Genomic DNA, 22,690 nt, shown 5'->3' with positions numbered 1-22,690 from the left:
AGGCCGAATGAGGTATCCTGACCCCCTGTAAGGTATGGACAGGGGGTCAGAATAGTAGTATCAGGTGCCGTTCAGAAAGTAAAAATAAGCGCGGTCTGGAATCGTACGCTTGAAATATCCTTTGTCTGGTTTGCTCCGCGATAATAACCGGTTGTCCAGTGGGAGACCTCGAATGCCAGAGATGTCTTATAGGCAATCGGCGTATAGACGTTTCCAAAGACACACCGGTTGGAGTTTCTGGCCGGAAATGCCAGGTTTTCATCTTTTTTCGGCTGATCGATACCCATGCCGGCGTTAAAACGGGTGTTTGCGCCTGTTTTTAACGTTGCGCTGAACCACCCGCCCGTGCTCTCGACTTCACGGTCGAGCTTATAATCGAATCCCTGACCGATACCGGCCAGATACTGGCTGAGCGTTTTACCGGTAAATGCCTCTCCTTTTATCAGCAGGGATTTGTTGATCGCATAGCTTGCATGAAAATTCACCGAATACGACGTATACTGCTTGTCCTTACCCTGCTGATTGGTATAATCCATGACCCCGTAATGCCCCGAAACACCAGTATTGATGGTTGGCGTGATATACGAAAACCGGGCCTGGACTGTCGGAATAACACTGTCTTCGCCATCATCTTTTCCGTCATTATCCACATCGCCAGCAATATTCCTCGACAAGGCGCCGACTACTTCGATGCCGTTTTTGAACGTTGAGCCTATCTGAATCTGCGGATGCCGATACCCGATGTTTCCGCAGTTCCATAGAACGGTATAGTTTACTGTCGTGGGCACAAGCGGAGAAATAACATCCGAAGTCTGACCGGCAAGCACATAATAGCTGCCGAAATCCGCCTTGAGATAACCATGACGTATGAGCGGGATATTCTTGTTTTCAGCACCGCCGCCGTAAAAATCGAATTCAAAACGGGCGGTAACGGGATGTTCCTTGAGACCTTTATAGCTTACATTCCACCCGATACGGCTCTGACGGGCTGTCATGTTCAATTCGTTATCTTTCTTTTTAGGCGGGGGAGTGTCGTTTACCCAGAATACATAGTTACCCGATTCGGCCCGCGCCTGGTCATATGACATATCGAACATGAAATAGCCATAGGGTTCAAAAGCGAGCTTCGGGGTTTCATCCGTTTTTTCAGGTTCGGCGGTTCGAGCCCCGGATTTATTCGACTGCGGCGCAGGCGTGGCTTCAATCTTTTCCTGAAGCCGGGCGATCACCGTATCGAGCTCCCGGATGACATCCTGCGATATCTGAGGATCATCGTTCTTCTTGACCTGATCGATATCGCGGGCAATTCTGGCCACTTCCGATGAAATCCTCTCCATGTCCGTTTTCATGTTTCGAACTTCCGACTGAAGAATCCCGTTCGATGCATCCTGACCGGAGGGGTTCTGAACCGATTTCATTTCGGCAAGCTGTTGCTGAAATACCTGGGTGTCCTTGTCCTGTTTTGTTCCAAGACGATCGAGGTTGTCTTCGATAGTTTTCAATCTGTCCAGGATATTTTTGTATCCCTGGGCATATCCGGGAGAGTTACCCATCGCAGTCAGGAGCGCTATTAACAATAACATGAACACTTTTTTCATTGCAGACCTCCGGAATCCAAGACATATTGTTGTATTACATTGTCCTTATTTTTATTGAACGGCGAATAATCTTTTCATACGTTTTGAAACATGTTTTAAACAGAGTATTTCATTATCGATACGTCATTGTCAGGAGATATTTGAAGAGTGAGGATAGTTTGTCGTTCAATGTGGAAAGGCTCCCGGTAAGACAATTCCACCGGGAGCCTCTCGTGGGATCAGCGCTTAGAATTCCTCGAATTCTTCGGTATCAAGGGGAATAACATCATTCGGTTTCATGACGGATGTTGCAGTCTTTCCCGAAATTTTCTTCGGTATGGCGGTTGTTTTTTTATGGAGATTCGATCCTTTCCTGGGGGAAGGTAATGAAGCGCGTGAATACGATCTGTCAGCGTAGCCCTGCCCGTTATTACCATTACCGTTTGATCCGCCGATAATGGAAATCAGGGTTGAAACCATGGTGTTAAGCTCTGCGGCCTGAGAAGTAAGCTCCTCACTTGCCGATGCCGATTCTTCGGCATTTGCAGCGGTCGACTGGGTAACCTGATCCATCTGGGAGACAGCGGTATTGACCTGCTGGAGCCCCTGTGACTGCTCATTGGATGCGGCGGCTATCTCATCAACCAGTCCGGCAATCTTGACAGAAATTGCCGCATTCTCGTTAAATCCTTCCTGAGCGGCGTTGGTTAATTCGGTACCCTTCTTGACTGCATTGATGGTGTTCTGGATCAACTCGGCCGTATTTTTCGCTGCATCGGCCGACCGCATGGCAAGATTTCTCACTTCGTCGGCGACAACGGCAAATCCCGCGCCTGCCTCACCGGCTCGTGCAGCTTCCACAGCCGCGTTCAGAGCCAGCAGATTGGTCTGGAAAGCGATCTCATCGATAGTCTTGATGATTTTACCCGTTTCTTCGCTCGACCGTGTAATCACCTGGGTTGCTTCGACCAGGTCACCCATCTGCTTGTTGACTTTTTCGACGATTTTATTGGCTTCAAACATCATCTGCTTTGCCTGGTTTGAATTCTCTGCGTTCTGACGAGACATCGAGGCAATTTCTTCCATGGACGATGAGGTTTCTTCGAGGCTTGCCGCCAGTTCACTCGAACCTTCAGCCAGCTGCTGGCTGCTCGACGAGACCTGACTCGATGCCGCGGAGACCTGGTTTGAGCCTTCCGTGAGCACATCGATGACACGGGTGATGGGTTTTGTAATACTCCGTGTGAAGAAAACGAGCGTTACGATGGTTACAGCCAGAAAAATTAATCCGACAATAAGAATCATGTTTCTTATGGCGGTGGGAGCCGCAAGGAATTCCGAAGAAGGCTGGGTAACACCGATGCTCCAGCCGGTCAGTTCAACCGGGGCATATCCGGCAATTTTGGATACTCCTTCAAATACATATGATTCGACGCCGACCTGGTGGGCCAGCATATTGCCCATAATGACTTCCATGCCATTCAGTTTGGCAAGGTTCGTCTGGAGAATGTGATCTTTATTGGGGTGAACTACGACCAGGCCGGTCTTATCCACCATAAAAGAATACCCTGTTTTTCCGACCTTCACCTCGGTGAATTTTTCCGAGAGAAAATCAATCTTGAGAATTGCGGTAACTGTCCCGGTAAAACGGCCTGATTCGGAAAAAATCGGTGCGCAGAAAGGAATAATGGGAGATCCGCTCAGTTTTGATTTGATCGCTTCGCTGATATTAACCCTGCCGCTTTTTGCGATACTGAAATATTCACGGTCAGCCAGTGAAGTCCCTTTATATTTACCCTCGCTGCCATCGGCGAAAACGGTTCCATTCACATCGGTGACAAGTATCGACTCATAGTCATTACCAACCTGTTTCATGATCTGATCGAGCTGTTGAGTAAGAAAATCGCTCGCTGCTATAGCATCTTTATTTTCAGGCCCGACTTCGCTTACCTTCCCTGTAACCTCTACAACCGTATCGAGAACTGACAGCTCTTTTACAAACTTCATTTCTTCCATCAGTACTATCTGAGTCATGTTTGCAAGGTTTTTCGCAATATTTACAGTCTGTTCTTTTGATACCGTTTCAAGAGAAGTCGTTGCCTTTGTGATGGAAAAAAATCCGACAACAACCAGAGGAATCAAAACTACCGCAATGCCGCCGGCAATCAGTTTAAATCCGAGTGTCCGCTTTTTCATTTCTTTACCCTTTCAAGTGAGTGATAAATCGATTCTGAACAGTGTAACGATACTTTTTCTCGCTGAAAAACTGAATGTGTGGTACAACTTAACCGATACTCCTTTCTTCATGGCAATTCCATGGATTAAATAGTAAAATTGTTAACGGTCATTTTTATTTCTGTCCCACTTAAGAGCATAAACCATGCCAAACTATAATGACATAACATTAATTAATTATTATTCAATATGTTATATGAATATATCATCTCGAAGCATGCGTGAGATCGGAGATACTTGAAAGGGGGTAATGTGTCAGATGTGAAACATCGAATCCATGAATTGAAATTATTACAGAAAGGCAGGATACGGATACGGTAGTCAGAAATTACAGGTTATAATCCTTCAAAATCCTGTAGAGTTTTGATCGTGATAAACCGGCGATACGGTATGCCTCGTTTCTTTGACCATCAACCATTGTCATGAGTCTCCGGAAATACTTCTGACTGCATGATTCGGAGAATTTCTCGAATGTCGGGAAACTCTCGAGCTCGACACTTTCGATATGGTCTTCCGGTCTTAAGCTGGATTGGGAAGGTTTTGTTTCGGAAAAAGAAGACTGTGCTATCTTTATCCGGAAAAATGAGGGGAGATGGTAGGGGAAAAGGATGGATTCATGCCGGGCAATAGTTATAACACGTTCCATGGTATTGACGAACTCACGGACATTCCCGGGCCAGTCATAGAGCATCATCGCTTCAAAAAAATCCGGTGATATTCCTTTTATTTCCATGCCGTACATTTCGCAGAATTTCTTCACATAATGAATTATTAGTTCCTTTATATCCTCTTTCCGTTCCCGCAGGGGGGGGAGCTCAAGGGTAAAGGAATTGATACGGAAAAAGAAATCCTTTCGAAATTCGCCGGTTTCTACCATCTGCTCAATATTACGGTTGGTTGCGGCAATGAGCCGGAAATTGATTCGTTTTTCCTTTTTTGAACCGACGGGGAAAAACTGACGCTCCTGAAGAACACGGAGAAACGTCTTTTGAGATACTGGTGAAAGCTCACCTACCTCATCGAGAAATAACGTGCCTCCTTCAGCCTGTTCAATAAAACCCTCGGTCGCGCGTTCAGCTCCGGTAAAAGCGCCCTTCTCATATCCGAACAGAATACTTTCGATGAGGGTATCAGGGAGCGAAGCGCAATCGACCACCACGAAATTTTTTTGTGCGCGGGAACTGTTTTTGTGTATCGTCTCGGCAAAAAGCTCCTTTCCTGTGCCGGTTTCGCCGGTAACGAGAACGTTCGCGTCACTCGATGCTGCCCGGGCTATCAAATCAAGGATTTCCTGCATCTTGGGGCTGTTTCCGATTATTTCGTCTCTCTTAAGCGAGAATAAGCTTTTTTGGGTTTTCTGTTCACGGAACTGGAGGGCGCGGATCAATGAAAGCTTGATATCACTGATAAACGATGGTTTCTGAAGGTAATTCCATGCGCCGTTTTTTATCGCTATTTCAGCACCGTCACGGTCGCCGAAAGCAGTAAGAATTATCACTTCGGGCTGGGAAGCAGAGGCATGAATATCAGCGATTGCATCCAGCCCGCTCCCGTCGGGTAGTCGCACATCGAGGAAGACCACATCATAACTGCCGGAGAGTACTTTTTCCATTCCCTGGGTAAGAGAAAATACACATGTTACAGAATGCCCCAGCTGGATATTTATCTTCCTGAGAATCTGGTTAAAATCTTTGTCATCATCAATGATCAGTATTTCTGCCATTGGTATCAAATATCCTGTTTTACTTTTTTTCAAAAATATTACGGAGAGACTGTGCGATATCACTTCTCCGGAAAGGTTTCTTAAGAATTGCATCGAAACGGATTTTCTCGTGCTCCGAGAGATATTCATTATAACCGGTACAGAGAATTATCGGGATATCGGGACGTATCTCGATGATTTTTCCAGCCAATTCGATTCCGGTCATCTTGGGCATCGTTATGTCGCTTATGATAACATCGAAGTTGTCCGGCTGCTGACTGAAAATATCCAGGGCTTCCACAGAACTCGTGGCAAGCGTGACCATATATCCCAGTTCTTTTAATATTTTTTCAAGAATTACCACAACTTCCCGTTCATCATCAACAATAAGAATCCGTTCATTGCCGCCGCGTATATTTTCCACAGGACCGTGGTTTTCGGACATAACATGCTCGATACGAGGCAAAATCACATGAAAATTACTTCCCTCTCCCGGTTTGCTCTCATACGTGATGGCGCCGTTGAGATCTTTCACAATTCCATGCACTACCGAGAGCCCGAGACCCGATCCTTCGCCTGGAGCTTTGGTTGTGAAAAACGGATCGAATAATTTTTCCTGTATCGAGACATCAATACCTGTTCCCGTATCACTCACCGAGAGTTTCAGGTATCGGCCATGAGGCAGATGGTTAAACACCAACGAATTTTTTTCATCAATATCAAGATCTTCGAGGGAAATCTTCATTATCCCCGGCTTGTTTTTCATTGCATAAGCGGCGTTATTACACAGATTCATCAATATTTGGTGTATCTGTACCGGATCACAAAAAACATATCCTTCGATAGACAATATGTTTTGAACAATCTCAATCGAAGTGGGTACCATCGAACGGAGCATTCTGAGCGCTTCTTTTATGGTATTGGCTATCGGAATTGGCTGCTTTTCCAGATTGGTCTGACGGCTGAAAGTCAGAATCTGGGTAACGAGGTCTTTAGCTCTGCCGGTAGATTTGATTACCTGCTCGAGTTCTTCATGGACCGGAGATTCGTCGGGGAGACTCAACAAAGCAAGTTCGGTGTTTCCGAGTATTGCTGCGAGAATGTTGTTAAAATCATGCGCAATTCCGGAAGCCAGAGTTCCTATCGACTCCATTTTCTGGGCCTGGCGCAGCTGAGTTTCCAGCCTTTTTGAATCGGTAATATCGACTATCACCCCGACCAGCCCCATAACGGTTCCATCCGATTTACCGAACGTTGCCTTGTAAAAGACAGCATTACGTTTGGTGCCATCGGCATGGATTACGTCTCCTTCATAGGTCTGAATCCCAGGATTATTAAACAATTGAACATCCATTTTATTATATATTAAGGCTAAGTCTCTTGGAGCAATATCAAAAACCGTTTTCCCCAAAATATCCCCATCAAAACCCATAAACTCTTTGAAAGCTTTGTTGCATCCCATGTACAAACCGTTGACACTCTTATAAAAAATCGGATTGGGTATGGTATCCATGAGTGTTTGCAGAAAAATCAGCTGTTCCTTGAGCGCAATCTCTGCAAGTTTACGTTCGGTAATGTCCTGGAGTGTTTCCACGGCGCCTGTTATATTTCCTTCAGCATCTTTCAGCGGGGCAGCAGTGAAGAAAAGCCATTTCCCGTTTTTACCCAGATCCGGGAAAAAATCGTCGGCTTCATATGCTTCTTCAATAAAAGAGGATTTATTGAATTTACCGCTGTAATATTTTGAGAAACCATCAGGCTGGCCCCCGTCAACAATGAGGTCGGCCATAATCGGTCTTTCGTCAGCATAAAACGCTTTCCACTGTTTATTCGTGCCGATCACGTCACGGGCCGCAATTCCGGTCATTTTTTCACACGCCTTGTTCCAGTGGGTGATTTTATGATTTTTACCAATGATAATTAACGAAATTGAAATCCCGTCGATGATTTCCAGCAGCTTTTTTTCATTTTCCCGAAGAATTTTCTCGGTCAGTTTTCTCTGTGAAATGTCTCTGGCAACACCTTCCAATCCAATTAAATTCCCTCCGTCATCGATGACCGGTATATATCGAAGCTCGATCCAGACTACAGTTCCATTCTTGTGATTCAATCGAATTTCTATCTGTTTATGAACAGAATCAGATAATTTAAAAATTGATTCGAATTTTTTTCTGTCATCGGGATGAACTATCTCGAAAATGAGTCGCGGATTATTATAAAATTCTTCCGGCGTATAACCTGTTATCGCAGTGGTCAAGGAACTTATATGATTTATTTTCAGAGGTTCAGCCTGAAGATTGAAAACAATATCCTGTATGTTTTCGGTAATGCTCCGAAAACTTCTTTCACTCTCTTGTAATGCCTGTTCGGTTTTAACTTGCCGGGTAACATTCTCAAACATCACCGCAAGGAATTCCATCTTCTTTTCTTTATTACTGATCGGGACAGCAATTCCGGAGAAAAACATGGGTATATCAGGAAATTCGGGAAACAGTTCATGAATATTATATTCAATTCCAGGAATTTTAATGATTTCACCTTTTTTGAGTTTCTTCATTAATTCACGAAAATACGGTTGCCGTAGAAATATTTTATCTTCAAAAAGAGAGTAATCAGGAGGAGGATAGAATTTGATGAGGTCGTGAAAAGCCCGATTCCCCCTGATAAAATGCCCGTCGGCATCATATATGGCAATGCAGAAGGGACTCTGATCGATAAGCGTAGTGAAAATATTTTTTTCCTGAGTCAGCTCATGCTCAATCTGTTTCTGGTATGTGAAGCTCCGGCAGATAATTCCAACCAATTCAACTTCGTCTTCCGGACTCTTTATCGGGTAGAATGTGAACAGGCCATGTTTCTTCAAACCGGCTGAATCCAACGAATGCTCACAGGTTAAATTCTGACCGGTCTCAAAAACGCCTGACTGATGCCTGCGGATAGTATCAGCCATCTCCGGAGGAAAAAGCTCATATACCGATTGTCCGATGATTTCATGGGGAGTGATTTGTAATTCCGGAAGATTTCTGCCTCCGGCCTTTCTGATAATGCCGGATTTGTCCACACAGAAAAATAAATCGTGAGAATGATCGATAAGCCCGCGACTGCACTCTTCTTCTATATGTAATGAATGCTCAATGCGGATATGTTCTTTTTCATACTTTTCCAGTTCGGATATACGTTTCCGCAATTCATTCACTTCGTTGATAAGCTGTTGTTTCTCTGTATCATTACGGTTCACGTACAATCCCCTTCTCAAGGAATATTCTATAACATCGGAAATCCTCAGCACCACTCCGGCTAATACATAATTAAATCCAAGATTTAGACTATATACCTAAACATATCCGGCATGAAACCGCCCAAAATCATCGAATAATCAATGGAGTATTTAAAACCATTATCATTACGATTCCATACACTATATGACCTTGCCACATTAAAGCAGCTCCTAGTATATTATACTCTTGCGATAGTAATATCGAAGCAAAAATATAACTGTGAAATGAGCTCCACAGGAAGGATATTGCATTTATTTATATAGTCTGAGAATATTATAATGGTTTTTTTATAACTCCTTTTTCGAATCGTATTGTAAGGATATCGGTCAAGAAGATAATACCTGCTCAAGAAAGATAACAACATGAAAGATAATAATAATTATCGTTTCTGGAAATAAATGTGTTGGAGAGCACAAAAATATTTTTTTTGTTAAAAAATTGTTAAAATATTATTCAATCCATTATTCCAACCGGCTCTATTTTTCTTCCATATTCCCCGTTACCCGAGCTCGGGACCGCTGATTCCGAACATATACTCCGGCTGACCGGGATTGTTATTGACGTTATAATACATCCGCCCGAAGGACCGTTCTTCAGAAAAACCCATTTCACCGAGCAGCCCGATAAACATATGCTGATTATCCGGTATATCGATAACCACCGGAAGCCCGGCCAGGGCGCCTGTCGCTTCATTAACCAGCCCGAAAGCATCATCCGCAGTCTGTGCCACAACAGGGCCGATCTGATAGAATCCTGTTCCGGGTCTTCCCATACAGTATCCGCGGAGTACACCATCACGAACAATCTTCAAAGCCGTTTCAGGATTGTGTCGTGCAAACGACCGGAGTACTGCAATCCTGTCCGCTCCGAAAACAGCATGATCCATGACTGCCAGCACCGTCCAGTCACTGTCAACGAGAGGAGATATACGGGTGTCCGATGGTTTATCGACCTGTGGGGAACGGGCAATCAGACGCAACAGCCTGTATTCATCCCTGAATCCGAGCCTGTCGTACACCATTTTCCCGAGAGGCGTTGCGTCCAGTTTGATCGTGCCGCATGAGCCAAGGTATTCAAGCGCATGTCTCATGAGCCGTGACGCGATTCCCGTTCTGCGGTATCCGGGATCAACAAGCATCATACCGATCCACGAGATGCTGTCATGGTAGTTGATCGCCGTTATTGTCCCGACAATCCTGCCGTTCATCTCGGCGACAAAACATCCCCCGGGGCTGAGATCAAGGTACAGTTTCCAATCCGAGACTGTCTGGTTCCAGCCTGCCGCTGTTTTCAAACGCATCCCTTCGGGGATGTCATCCGTTTTCATCGGTCGAATATTGAGCAAATCAGTATTCATGGCAACCATGCGGTTCATTCCGGTCAATGAAAGCGCCTTTGTGCTGTCTCTTGCTGCCTGTCATGCGCCCGATGCATCAGAAGAGCCTTTCGACCAGATTGAGAAGCGGTCCTGCGGTTTTATAGAGGGTATACCCGACACTTGCAAAAGTAACCGCAAGCGAAAAAATCATTGCACAATTCCAGTAAAGAGCCTTTTTCCCGACCGGTTTCTCACTCTGCAGGTACCGGGAGCTGTTATGGAGTATGAACCATCCCACATACGCGATGGGAAGCATGAGGAGCCCGAAAACAAAAGCCGGAAGGGCAATCCAGGTTCCCATCGATTTCCACAGGATAACCCCCAGAAACGACGGCGCCGGAATCATGCATGCCAGGCGGTAGCGCCATCCGCTGGGTTCTATTCCGAGCATTTCACATGCGGCGAACCCCGAAACAAGCATCTGGATGGTAACCGTGCTCAGCGTCATGCCGACCAGGCCGAGTCCGAATACAAACCGGCCGACAATCGGCCCGATACCGGTAGCGCCGATCAGCACACCGGCGTTGACGGGATTTATGTCCTCTGCCTCGAAACTCGTCCCGTATATGGTGCATCCGGCGGCAATGACGATGAGCGATGTACCGATAACGAAGGGAATCAAAAGACCGGTAACTAGATCGAACCGTGCCAGCCCACGGTGCTCCTTTCCCCAGCCGCGGGCAAGCTGAGAATACCCGAACAGGAATGTCTGGTTGATTCCCACCGCAGCTCCGAACGCCGCCATGATCTTTGTAACTCCAATCGGATCGGTGGGAACATAGAGGGGCAGAAATCCCCGGAACAACCTCCCCCAGGCTATTTTACCCGCGAGGGAACTGCGTATCACCACAACAAGGAATGCAAGAATAATCATGCCGACAAAGAATTTCAGGATGCGTTCATACAGCCTGACACCGCGCAGCCCGCTTCCGTAATTCCAGGTAATCGCAGTCGAGATAGCCATATAGACAAAACCGATTAAAAGCAATAGACCGTTTCGTCCGGCTCCGGTAGCTTTCCAGTGAGTAACCACGTTTATCATGTCCTCCGTGACACCGGCAGAGAGAGCATACTGTGGAAGCTGAAAAGCAAACGACGCAACGAGCGTGGCAATCGCCCACGCCCATGCCACAGAGGGGTGCACAAACCGTCGCATGGCATCGAACGGCCGTATCGACGTGGAGAGGGTCTGGTACGAGGCGGCCATGAACATGATAATGCCGACAAGCATGGCCAGCGGCTGAACCCACAGAAGCCTGTACTGAAAATGAGCGCCCAGATAGAGCGACGAGATGGCTGTTCCCCCGCCAAGCGTGATTGCGCTCTGGAGCCAGCCGGGGCCCGTTTTTGAAAAGTAACCGCGCCATCGCTTTCCGGGGCTTTTTCCTTCCAGCTCGGCCAGCTCGGCTTTTTCACGGGCTATGACCTCGGGGTCCGAGGCCTTGAACATGGGCAGTCCACGGAGTATTTCCGAACCGCTCCCGTTGTTTTCAGGCATTGCATCCCTTTCATATGGATATAAGAGCCGTTAAAAAATTAACCACGGAGACACTGAGAACACGGAGTTTTTTTCAAGTAATTTTATATTTTAACTGGAAGCTCATAATACTAATTGTACGGGTCATTTTGCAAGGACTGTTTCGTTGAATTTCAGGAGCATACCTGCGATGACCTGATTATGTTTCCTATAAATCCCCGGTTATTACGGATAATTTATAGATTTCTTAGAACGCGGATTTATGCGGATCGGATGGATTTACGCGAATTTATTGTCAATATATCTTTCTCATGACTATTGATAATTACTTATAACAGTACACGTAATTTTGATGTAATTCTCAGTATTTCAGTAGCATTATGACTGCGAGATATTTAAAAAGAATAATCAGGATTATTTCTCTCTCAATTTTATCACCGTGTCTCCGTGTCTCCGTGTCTCCGTGGTTTAATTCATTTTGTTATCCGGCCAGGGGTTTTTTATTTCAGGAGCAGGATCTTTTCGGTTTTCAGGTATTGATCCGCCCGCAAGGTACAGAAGTATATACCGCTTGGCATTCCCGAAGCGTTCCATAACACCGTATAGTTCCCTCTGTCGAGGTACCCTTTGCGAAGTACGCACACGACCTGGCCCGAAACATTGTATATCTGCAGGGTCACGTGGGAATTGCATGGTAAACTGTACGCGATGGTCGTTGACAGATTGCATGGATTGGGAAACGGAGACTCCATGCGGAATTCTCCGGGGACACTCTCCACGAGCGTGACAAGATCCGATGTGACTTTTTTGCTCGCATTATCCGCTCCGACAGCCTGAAGCCAGTAATAATACGGCACTCCGTTCAATGGTACATTCTCATCGGTATATTCCCGTATTCCCACTGCCACGGAATCAATGAGAATAGGATAATATTCATCGGCAGTCACAAGGGAATCGATTGACGTGAATTCGGTGAGCGGAACCGGTTCGGTAAACTCCTTCGATCGCGAGCGATAAATCCTGTAGTACGATACATACCCTTTCCCGTCATCCGGCGATACATCCCATGTGAGATGTATCCTGTGACCCTGATTCGAAGGCAATTCATTCACCGCCACATTCAACGGGGGATCGAGAACATTCAAAACATCGATAGCGGTCGCGAGTGTATCCGCCAATCCCCCGGAATCCGTGACCTCTACCATCAGGAGTATATCGCTGCCGACATCATCGTTGGAAGGGACACCCAAGAAAACACCTGTTTCGGAACCAAGCATCAACCATTGAGGCCCCAGAAGCATCGTATACGTAAAAACGTCCCCTTCATCAGGGTCTTCGACGCGCACGGTATCGGCATATGCCATATCCTGCGTGGCATCCGCCAGTTGAACATTAACGATTACCGGTGCCCTGTCGACATCGAGCACGGTAAGGATAAAGGTTACGGATGCTGATAATGTATTGCTGTCTTCGACTTTCACCGTAACGGAATATTTCCCTGCACGGGTATAGTCAGGTGTCCAGGAAATTACACCCGAGGGTGATATGACCATTCCCTCAGGAAATTCGGTTAAAGAACAGGTCAGTGAATCACCGTCCGGGTCTTCAGCCTCGACATGGAAGACAAACGACTCAAGTTCATATATAGAAGTGTCCGGAATCGCCGATATGACCGGCGCCCGATTTACATGGCGCAGTGCGATATTCACGGTCGTTGTCGAATTGGCATCGATAACCACGTTGTCCACGGAAGAAGATATATAGTCGTCTCTTGCGGCTGTAACCGTGTAACTGTTTCCCGCGGGAATACCGGAAATCCGATAACTCCCGGAACCGTCGGTCACAGCGCTGTAATCGCCGGGACTCACGGAGACCGCTGCATTCTCCAGACCTTTTTCAGTGGAGACATCCGTAACCAGCCCGGCCAGGATACCCAGATTCGATGTATCGATACGGGCTCTGATACATACGTCCTCGTTGAGATGGTAGAAATTAATACCATCGGTCGAGTAATACGAGCGGTTTGAATCTTCCCCATAAACATCATAGGAAATAGCCCATGGGACATTTTCAACCTTGACGCTGACAAAAAAATCTTTGTCCGGTTTGATTATGATCGGCGGAGACGGCAGTTCGACGGTAAACCATCCGGCTGCGGAGGAAACTCCCCGGACAGATGCAAGCAAATTCCCCGGTTTAGAATTTACGAACGAATCATATACAGCCAGTTCATACGTGTAATCACTCAGATAAAATCCGAGATCGACAGCTTTCAATATCCCCGTTTCGGAGGGTGAAAAGAGCATTCCCGACCAGGTATCCCGCGAATCCGACCATCCCCGTCTGCCGGAAAGGCCATATTCGTCATACTCGATTGTATATCCCAGAGTAGACCTGACCATGACATCGGCGGTCATGACAGTTCCGGGATTGCTGATGTTTCGTATCTCGATTCCGGTCTGCACATCAGCGTAATCGTTGCTGTTCGGATTTGTCGAGGCATTGAACAGGCGGTTATTACTCGTTCCGGGAAAAGGATCTCCCGCGTCACCCCGGTTTGTCTTCGCATCCATATCCGCATTGCCGTCAGCCTCTTCTATATCGACCAGTTTATGGTGCTCATCATCGTTATTCGCTCCTGTGCTCCATGATTTGGGGCCGAAAAATCTCTGTTCATCAACATGATAGACAAGCAGCCCGGAAGTGCTCAGGTATATATCGAATCCCATTTTCTGGCGGTTTTCAAGCAGGAAGTATCTGCTGGACTCATAGCCGTCTTCCCAGAGCATACATACCTCGGGGTACGTTTCTATCTGGCGTATCGAGAGATTGTTTACGTTCTGTTTGATGATAGTCGGAGTAACCCAGCCCAGACGGAGTTTGCACCATGCGGAAATGTGCGCGGGCCTTTCGGAGTGGCTTCCATCCCCCCCATAGCACCCACCCGCCATGAGGCACCAATTACCGATACCTTCCGAATCTTCATAATCGGGCGGTTCAGTTTTATCCGTACGGTCATAGAGGTCCGGAAGCCCGAGAACATGCCCGAATTCGTGGGCAAATACCCCGATCCTGACTATCTCTTCATTGCAGTTGAGCTCGGGACATACGACATAGGTATTGATCTTGATTTTTCCCCCGTTTGCTGAAGAGTCGTTCGTTATATACGCGTGCGAACCCAATGACCCCTTGCACGACCACAAATTGTTATTCTCTTCGTAACATTCGGAGCCTTTTCCCGAATGCACCGCGGTGACAGCATCGACATAACCGTCGTCATCACCCGAATTGGGAATACCATCGGGACCATCGTTGTCATACTGGCTGAAATCGACCGAAGGATCAGCCTTCGCCGCAAGGTCATATACAAATCCGGCGCTGTTGTTCGGAAAATTAGAACTGAGACCGTAATTTTCACCGACATAATACGACTGTGAATAATCGAGACTATACCATCCGTGAACATCACCGGAAATGACGAACTGATTATACGATACTTCTTTAAAATAATCCGTCAAACTGCCGGTTGGATTCGATCCCCAGAGAACGGCATCGATATCGTCAGCGTTAAAAACAGTCGAATTATCCGAAAATTTACCCATCAGCACGGGAACAATCATGTTTTCAACCGGCAGCGGTTGATACAGGGAGATTTTATCGAGAGCTCTGTCTTGCACAGCTTGTTTGCGGGCATTCATTTTCTTTACCCACCCCGGATCACCATCCTGATTCAGGGAGGGTTCACGATCGATAATCTCCCAGAATCCACGGGGGAAGTGTCCGTCACGGGGAGGAGGTATCGCGTGGGAAACTCCGCAGATAAAAAGAATGAGGACTGCAACGAAGAATACTCGTGTCATTCATTCCTCCTGTATGCAGAATTACATTTTCTTGATTGGATGAAAGCAATACAAATAAAGGAATATTTCACTCTATGTTTTTATAGTATGATCGATATTTGATTGAATAGCAATGACTAAACTGACTCGGAGGGGAACTTCCCCTTTTTCATGAGAGGTGATTGGGGAGTAAATCAATAAAAAAACTATACTTTACAGCTCCGGTACGGAGTGTTTCATTGCCCGCTCAATCCGAGAGACCGGCGGCGCACCGGAAGCTTTCGATGAGCGCTTTCTTGACAAGACCCCATTTTTCAGGAGCTCCGGTTATATATTCCTGATTGATTTCAAGTTCCAGCCCCCGGTAAGAATCCTCGCCGTACCGCGCCCGTAAAAACGACACGAAACCGTCCGACCGTCCGCGATATGGGTAATTCCGGCGTATCCGGAATCCCGGCAGGCTCTGTTTCAACCGCGCCTGCCATCGAAGACACAACTCTTTTTCGAGCACCCGTGAGGGATCATAAAGCAGCCCGATATCGCCATGACGGACAATCCCATCGAGAACAGGGGTAAAGGTATGTATGGAAAGGTGCAACACAGGGTCTCCCGCCTCGATCCGCTCACCGATCCATGACTGGACTTTATCCCGGTATGGATGATAATACCGTTCGATAAGCGTCATTTTCTCTGATGATGTAAGGCCTCGTGTGGCGGGTGAAAAAAGCGCCCGATGATGAAGAGACCGGTTGAGATCAACCAGGAGTCTGCTCACCGTTGCGGCAAAAAGGGGGACATGGAATTTATCTGAAAACTCGCGGGCAAGCTCCAGGGCGCCTGCGTCAAATCCACGATGACTTTCGATGAGATTCCCGTACTCACCGAACAGCCCATGGTACTCCGGGGGAATCTCGTTTCCCCCGTGCTCACAGGTGATTATCAGGCTCGGTTTACCCAAGGAACAGGGCGCCCTCCTCCAGACAGTTCATAAGCTTCCGGTAGCACAATGCCAGATTTTCGCGGGAAAAATCACCACATAGCGCTCCGATGATACGCCTCGACAGCGGCCCGTGATCGAGCAGTGTTTCGAAAGGATGATGCCAGACACCGTTGAGGTCACGCTGTAAAACTGACTCATACAGATACCGCCATAGTTCCCCGACAGTGCATTCCGGAAGGGAATCCAATCCGAACATCCGTAAATAGTCCGAGTCGGAAATCAGCGTTCCTTCCGCATCCTTTATGACCCGTACGAACAAATCGGCAAGGTATTCCGTAGGGAAATCCTGCTGGGTACGGATATCTGTCCACCGTTCGTCGACGAGGGCTTTAATGAGCGCACCCGCCGCCGCAGTTATGGCGAGATCGGCCAGAGGACACTCCTGGATATCGAGCACACGGATTTCTATGGCGTTACGTTCAAAGCGGGCGATCGCACCCCGTGAATTCAGCCATTCATGACGGAGAATCCCATCCGGATCACAGGGCTCGATGTCACGGTACAGGTTTTTCAACAACCGCTCCCGGTAATCCCGCTTCGTATAGACAGGCTCCGGAACGACCCGGCCGACAATCGATGGAATCCTGTTCTGGTTGTTACGGTAATACTCGAGCCGTGAGTCCGGAATACCGGTTAATACCCCTCCAACGATGGGCGAGCTTGCTGCCAGGGCAGGCAGAATGGGCAGAACCAGCCGTATGGCGGCATGCAGCCTGCCGAATTCAGCGTCGCCGGCAAAGGGAAGGTTGATATGAAGGCTCTGGAGATTGGACCAGCCATGCCCCTGACAGCCAAAGATACGGTTGTATGCTTCATAAACGGGGTTGTAATCATGGGGCCACAACCGTGTTTCAGCGGACGGGTTCATCCAGGGGTGCATTCCGGTCGGCATGAGCCGCCCGCCGAATGGATCGAGGATTCCGTTAATTTTCTTAATGTGGGATTGAAAAATACCGGGAAGCGTTTCGAGCGACGATGCGGGGCCGTTTGTTTTCAATTCGATGACATGGAGAACGAGCTCGTTTGACCAATTGAGCGGGCCCATGTCAATTTCCGAATCATAGGTTCCCGAGACGGCGTGAATCACCCTGTCGGTGACGGGGAGTACATCGAGCGTATCGCGGTCTACGATCATATACTCAAGCTCGATGCCATAACCTTCAAACAGGTGCAGGGCGCGCACTTTCACGTGGAATCCGTCCTTCCCTTGGACTTTTCGATTCTCCGCAGGAACGATTCCATGACCCGTGTATACAGTACATCCTTCAAAACGGCATCCTCGATACCGCTGTCGATATTCGGGTTGTCGTTGATCTCGATGATATACGGTATTCCGTTGATTTCTTTCGCATCGACGCCATAGAGGCCGTCCCCGATAAGATTCGCAGCCTTCAAAGCCGTCTGAACGACGCGCTCGGGCGCATCCTCGACTGCAAATGTCTCTGCCCTGCCCTCGAATATCTTTCCCTCGCCGTCACGCCGTATTATCTGCCAGTGTTTCCTGGCCATATAGTATTTACAGACATAGAGCGGCTGACGGTCGAGGATGCCGACACGCCAGTCAAAAGATGTGGGAATATATTCCTGTGCAATGACAAGGTCCGACTTGTCCAGGAGCTTCTCCACCTGAATGCGGAACTCCTCACGGCTTTCGATCTTCATGACACCCTGTGAAAACGCGCTGTCCGGCTGTTTGAGAATACAGGGCAGCCCCATGTCGTCACAGACCGTATCCTTGTTGTCCTTATGGATAAACAGTGTCCTTGGTATCGGGATTTTCTGGCGCTGGAGACGCTCGGCAAGAAAGACCTTGTTGGTACAGCGGAGGATGGAGAGCGGATCGTCGATAACCACCAGTCCTTCGGCTTCAGCCTTACGTGAAAGCCGGTACGTATGATGGTTGACATTCGTCGTTTCCCTGATGAACATGGCGTCATACTCGAGGAGACGTCCCGCATCCTCGGGAGTGATCAATTCCGCATCGATGCCGAGGTTTTCAGCCGCCCTGATAAATTTCTGGAGAGCCCGCGCATCGGAGGGAGGTTCTTTTTCCTCAGGGTCATGGAGAATCGCCAGGTCATACCGTGTCTGTACCTTCCTGGGAACACTGATCTTTTTGCCCGAGAAATACTCGATCGCCATTGCATGGACAAACTCCATGTGTTCTCCGGGAATTTCGCTGGCGGGAATGGGAACAATGTTCTGAAGCTGCCACTTATGGTTATGCACAAAAAATGCCCTGAGCAGCGGGGACGGGAACAGATTGTAGAGATGATAGCTCAGACGGTCGTATTTTTTCGCAATGTTATGTCCGAAATAGATACTCAGGGTGAATTTTTCACTCAAAATCCCTTTCAGACTTTTCTGAATCAGCTCATCCAGTTCATCGGAGACAAAACGGATAATTGACTGCGATTTCATATCCTGAATCGTCACAACATTGGGAACGGGGTGGTGACCACGGGCGGCAGCGAGCAGTGACACGTAATATCCGAGACTCTGATACCGGTATGACCTGCTGAGATTGAAGACTTTTACCCCTTTGAGCTGGCTGTACAGCGGATCCGTCAGGTAGGCCTTCGAGGAAATCACTTCCGCATTCGGAATGGTGAGCGGCCAGTTATTGGGGTTGAATACGACGACTAAGTTTGGCATTTCCCTTTACAGTGTGATCGGGTTCAATGATTAAAAGGTTTGCATCATAGGTGAGGATTCCGAGCATGATGGCGCAGATCAGCCGGTTGACCTGTATGGAATATTCCGCCGAATCCGATAAGGGATTGGGCTTCTGAGGGTCTGCGATCCAGACGCTCCGGGCTTCCTGTTCATAACCGGTCAATACGACAAAATGACCCATCGGTTCACCGCGAATATCATCATACACGATACGGTTTTTTTTCAGGGATCGTTCTCTGGAACAGTTGTATAAATAGGTAGCGCTCAGGCCTGTCAGAACCGGTTTTTCTTTCTTCAGGTGTTTTCTCAGCAGGCGCGCAGTCAGATCCTCGAAACGTATCTTTCCTCCATGTTTGAGAAAATCAAGATATGCCCGTGATGCCTGCTGAAATTTGACGCCTTTTTTATGGTGTATCTGTTCAGCCAGCTTCTCCCGCAAATCGATATTACGGGTCAAAAACCATGTCGGGTCAAAAACCTGAAGATTATAGGTATAGAGCGTTGCCCGAAAGCCATGCTCGAGCGCATGAAGTCCTAAGTAAACAGCGAGCGTTCCACCCTCTTCAAGATACTTCACTTCCGAGATAACCTGCTCGAGAGGAATATCATAGCCAAAATACCGGTAAACCGCATGAAGACAGGTCGGACCGCAGGTTATATCATCAGGCTGCCTAAGAATCTCAAAATAGAGTCTGATATCTATTTTCATATGGACCTTTATTACAGAACACAATACTGATCGGATATATTTGTAATGCACTCCTCACAGTTTCCCAAGCGTAATAATATAATCCATATTGTTACGATTAACCATAATAATTAAAAGCATTGTGGAGAAGTATTCTTTAAACAAACCTTCTGCCAAACCGTTCCGTGATTTTTCCTCTAAAGATATATTCCTCTGTATTTCCCTATCTTCCGTTTGAACCCGCCACGAAATCAGGAGCCGCATACCCTGCGGAATTTTTCAGCGGCGGCATCGATTTCCTCATCGGTGGAGTCGATGGCGATACCGAACGCGGAACCCAGTCCGGCATCCACAACACCGACACTGATATTGACCGCCCTGCTCAATATATCGTCCGTCCGCGGGTACGCGCCTTTGCCGAAGGGTTGACCGACATCTTTCAGGTAGTGGTTGATATGCTCCATGTTTGCATACACGTGCCAGCCGCTGTGATCTACCGTAGTGGTTCCGAGCGCCGTGCTGATCCGGGCTGCCTTTTCGGCGCTGTCGAAGATGACCGTGCACAGGGTGCCGCACTCGCCTTCGGGATCGTTCAGGACGCGGAACCTGAATCCCTTACAATCCGCTATCTGCTTCTTGAATTTTGCTTTCTTTTCTCTGAGTGTTGCGATGATCCTGTCGATTTTGCGGAGCTGGGCAAGAGCCACTGCACCGAGGAGCTCGTTCACCCTGAAATTGAGCCCCAGGATATAACGGCTGCCCACTTCAACTCCCGCCCTGTTGGGAGAATGGCCCTGATCATGTATGGCAAATGCCCGCCCGTACAGCTCATCATCGTCGGTTGTGATGATACCGCCATCGCCAGCGGTGATCGTTTTGAAGATATTGAGCGAAAACGCCCCCATCCGTCCGATCGAACCGAGTTTCCGTCCCCCGTACGAAGCGCCGCCGGCCTGGCAGGCATCCTCCATCACCATGAGCCCGTGCTTTTTGGCGATTGCCCTGATCGCATCCATGTTGCACGGGTTACCGAGCATATGAACCGGCATGATCGCCCGTGTTTTAGGCGTTATACGGGCTTCGATGTCTCCCGGATCGAGGCTGAGGCTCTCGTCAATCTCGGCCAGAACGGGAACCGCTCCGGCGAATATCACCGCACTGTATGTTGCCACGAACGTGTATGCGGGAACGATGATTTCGTCGCCGGGTTTTATTCCCATAGCCAGGAGGGATATCAATATGGCGCTCGTTCCGGAACTCGTTGCCAGCGCATACTTTACTCCGCAGTACCGGGCGAATTCCTCTTCGAGCGTATAAACCTTGTGCTTGAAATTTTTATCCGCCATGTTGCCGTAACGGAAGAGATGCCTCGATTCAAGCACTTCAAGTACCTCTTTCTTCTCTTCCTCGCCAATCCAGTATGATCCGGGTCCTGCCATTGTCAGTTTCCTTTCAAAAAAATCATTGGTTTATACATAATCATCCATCGAGTCGTCATATTATACTCTAAATAGGAATATTATAGAGTATACTTTTATAGCTCGTGTATCATTTCAAGCAGATTTTCTCGCAACACTTTTTCAGCGCCTGCCTTCACACGTGTGGATTTCGCTTCATAACCTCCTTCCTCATATGCCTTGTCCGTTATGAGATAACCGCTGCTTCCGTTGCAGTGAGTAACCACGAACGTAAAGGCATAAGGGGACTGCTTTTTCAACGCTGTACCGATTTCGTTGAACAATTCGCCCGAAACCCCGGCAAATACGATATCGCCAACCTTCAGCACCGTGAGACGGACGTTGAGGTCATCACTGGCTCCGACATCGGGCTGCTGCAGTTTCGAATCGTCGGTTTTCCTCGGCAGGGAAACGACACGCTGCGATGCGCTGATCGAACCACCGGGCCGTGGTGTGGTTTCACGGGCGACCCTCATGGCCTCCTCGCCTAAAATCATACCGATCGAATCGACACCGTACGAATACCACTTTACAACCTCGAAGTCTATGTGCGGCCCGTAAATCGGATTGATATCGCCCGAAGCTCCGATGGTGACCGGGGCGACACAGTTACCACCCATTTTGGTTTCGACGAACCGCTCCGCCGAACCCGGCCAGTCACCGGTAATCAGGTAATTTTCGGGCCCCAGAACGGTGCCGTGGCAGGGCCAGTTGAACAGAATCGATACTGGATTCCCGCGGCTGTCGTCGATACGTACGACGCCGACCTCGTGATCGCACGGACCATAGGGATTCCTGCCCAGAGCGATACTCCCGTCCGGGTGACGTGCCCGGCGGTTGATATTCATGAGGCACTCTCCTTTACCTACCCCGACAGACACCGGTTTCAGACTTGCGGATGCCTGTTTTACGGCACTGACAAGAGAATCCTCGAGCGCCCGGACATACTCGATCACCCCCGGAGCAGGATTCCTGGTGTATACGGCGGTGTCAGGGCCGCCATGATTGTGGACGGCACACAGCATGATATATTCCTGCCGGATACCCGTTTCGCGCTCGATGCGCTCCGTTGTTTTTTTCCAGAAATCGTGGGAAAGTCCGATAATATCCGCCGTTATAATCGCAGCCTTATGTTCGCCGTCGCCGAACACTACCGCACGGGCAAAGAGTTCGTCGTGGACACCCTTGAACGGGTCTTTTCTGCTCGCGTAACCGCTCATCGGTATCGGAGTCCGGGGAGTGATATTCACTTTCGCGCAACCGGCAGAAAGTACATTTTTCGGGGCTCCATACACTTCAGGTACAAACCGTGAGCATAAAAGAAATATCCCCAGGAACAGCGCAAAGAAACACCATAACGTCCCACTCTTTTTCAGCATGACA

13 protein-coding genes are annotated in these 22,690 nt (G+C 48.1%); all 13 read right to left on the bottom strand.

The genetic code is table 11. The features are described 5' to 3' along the window. Positions 1-71 precede the first annotated feature (71 nt). The 13 genes from LLG96_06210 to LLG96_06150 all read right to left on the bottom strand — a co-directional run bounded on the left by LLG96_06210 (position 72) and on the right by LLG96_06150 (position 22,686). Positions 72-1,598, bottom strand: a complete 1,527-nt coding sequence (locus LLG96_06210) for a hypothetical protein (GenBank protein ID MCE5249798.1) — start codon at positions 1,596-1,598, stop codon at positions 72-74. Between the two features lie 225 nt (positions 1,599-1,823). Beyond that, a complete protein-coding gene (locus tag LLG96_06205) occupies positions 1,824-3,773 on the bottom strand; it encodes a methyl-accepting chemotaxis protein (GenBank protein ID MCE5249797.1) in 1,950 nt (649 codons plus the stop codon). Positions 3,774-4,140: 367 nt separating this feature from the next. Next, positions 4,141-5,535 carry a sigma-54 dependent transcriptional regulator gene (locus LLG96_06200; protein ID MCE5249796.1) on the bottom strand — a complete coding sequence of 465 codons (1,395 nt, stop codon included), beginning with the start codon at positions 5,533-5,535 and terminating at the stop codon, positions 4,141-4,143. 19 nt (positions 5,536-5,554) lie between these two features. Continuing rightward, entirely contained in the window at positions 5,555-8,752 is a 3,198-nt protein-coding gene (locus tag LLG96_06195) for a PAS domain S-box protein (protein MCE5249795.1), read from the bottom strand. Positions 8,753-9,291: 539 nt separating this feature from the next. Beyond that, positions 9,292-10,167: a GNAT family N-acetyltransferase gene (locus LLG96_06190; GenBank protein MCE5249794.1), complete on the bottom strand. Its 876-nt coding sequence runs from the start codon at positions 10,165-10,167 to the stop codon at positions 9,292-9,294. A gap of 58 nt (positions 10,168-10,225) precedes the next feature. Then, entirely contained in the window at positions 10,226-11,668 is a 1,443-nt protein-coding gene (locus LLG96_06185) for a divalent metal cation transporter (GenBank protein ID MCE5249793.1), read from the bottom strand. A 479-nt stretch (positions 11,669-12,147) separates the two neighbouring features. Continuing rightward, on the bottom strand, positions 12,148-15,507 hold the full coding sequence (locus LLG96_06180) for a M6 family metalloprotease domain-containing protein (GenBank protein MCE5249792.1): 3,360 nt from the start codon (positions 15,505-15,507) through the stop codon (positions 12,148-12,150). A gap of 226 nt (positions 15,508-15,733) precedes the next feature. Then, the gene (locus LLG96_06175) at positions 15,734-16,444 is read right to left on the bottom strand and encodes an N-formylglutamate amidohydrolase (protein MCE5249791.1); all 711 of its coding nucleotides are present in this window, start codon (positions 16,442-16,444) and stop codon (positions 15,734-15,736) included. Next, complete coding sequence (locus LLG96_06170; protein ID MCE5249790.1) at positions 16,437-17,675, bottom strand: glutamate--cysteine ligase; 1,239 nt, start codon at positions 17,673-17,675, stop codon at positions 16,437-16,439. Before LLG96_06170 ends, LLG96_06175 begins: the two co-directional genes overlap by 8 nt. Further along, positions 17,672-19,141 carry a RimK family protein gene (locus tag LLG96_06165; GenBank protein ID MCE5249789.1) on the bottom strand — a complete coding sequence of 490 codons (1,470 nt, stop codon included), beginning with the start codon at positions 19,139-19,141 and terminating at the stop codon, positions 17,672-17,674. Before LLG96_06165 ends, LLG96_06170 begins: the two co-directional genes overlap by 4 nt. Then, on the bottom strand, positions 19,107-19,871 hold the full coding sequence (locus LLG96_06160; GenBank protein ID MCE5249788.1) for a C39 family peptidase: 765 nt from the start codon (positions 19,869-19,871) through the stop codon (positions 19,107-19,109). The genes LLG96_06165 and LLG96_06160 overlap by 35 nt, the downstream gene beginning before the upstream one ends. A 230-nt stretch (positions 19,872-20,101) precedes the next feature. After that, entirely contained in the window at positions 20,102-21,289 is a 1,188-nt protein-coding gene (locus LLG96_06155) for a DegT/DnrJ/EryC1/StrS family aminotransferase (protein ID MCE5249787.1), read from the bottom strand. A 95-nt stretch (positions 21,290-21,384) separates the two neighbouring features. After that, positions 21,385-22,686, bottom strand: coding sequence for a neutral/alkaline non-lysosomal ceramidase N-terminal domain-containing protein (locus LLG96_06150; protein ID MCE5249786.1), 1,302 nt, complete (start codon positions 22,684-22,686; stop codon positions 21,385-21,387). Between the last annotated feature and the right edge of the window lie 4 nt (positions 22,687-22,690).

The organism is bacterium (assembly GCA_021372535.1).
In the GTDB taxonomy this organism is placed as follows: Bacteria; Latescibacterota; Latescibacteria; order Latescibacterales; family Latescibacteraceae; genus JAFGMP01.
The sequence above is the reverse complement of the archived record's forward strand: the minus strand, read 5'-3'. Positions and strand labels throughout refer to the sequence as shown.

Bases quoted from the DNA above. Each gene is read 5' to 3' on its own strand.
- LLG96_06210 (MCE5249798.1), bottom strand. From the start codon at position 1,598: ATGAAAAAAGTGTTCATGTTATTGTTAATAGCGCTCCTGACTGCGATG.
- LLG96_06205 (MCE5249797.1), bottom strand. From the start codon at position 3,773: ATGAAAAAGCGGACACTCGGATTTAAACTGATTGCCGGCGGCATTGCG.
- LLG96_06200 (MCE5249796.1), bottom strand. From the start codon at position 5,535: ATGGCAGAAATACTGATCATTGATGATGACAAAGATTTTAACCAGATT.
- LLG96_06190 (MCE5249794.1), bottom strand. From the start codon at position 10,167: ATGAACCGCATGGTTGCCATGAATACTGATTTGCTCAATATTCGACCG.
- LLG96_06185 (MCE5249793.1), bottom strand. From the start codon at position 11,668: ATGCCTGAAAACAACGGGAGCGGTTCGGAAATACTCCGTGGACTGCCC.
- LLG96_06180 (MCE5249792.1), bottom strand. From the start codon at position 15,507: ATGACACGAGTATTCTTCGTTGCAGTCCTCATTCTTTTTATCTGCGGA.
- LLG96_06165 (MCE5249789.1), bottom strand. From the start codon at position 19,141: ATGCCAAACTTAGTCGTCGTATTCAACCCCAATAACTGGCCGCTCACC.
- LLG96_06160 (MCE5249788.1), bottom strand. From the start codon at position 19,871: ATGAAAATAGATATCAGACTCTATTTTGAGATTCTTAGGCAGCCTGAT.
- LLG96_06155 (MCE5249787.1), bottom strand. From the start codon at position 21,289: ATGGCAGGACCCGGATCATACTGGATTGGCGAGGAAGAGAAGAAAGAG.
- LLG96_06150 (MCE5249786.1), bottom strand. From the start codon at position 22,686: ATGCTGAAAAAGAGTGGGACGTTATGGTGTTTCTTTGCGCTGTTCCTG.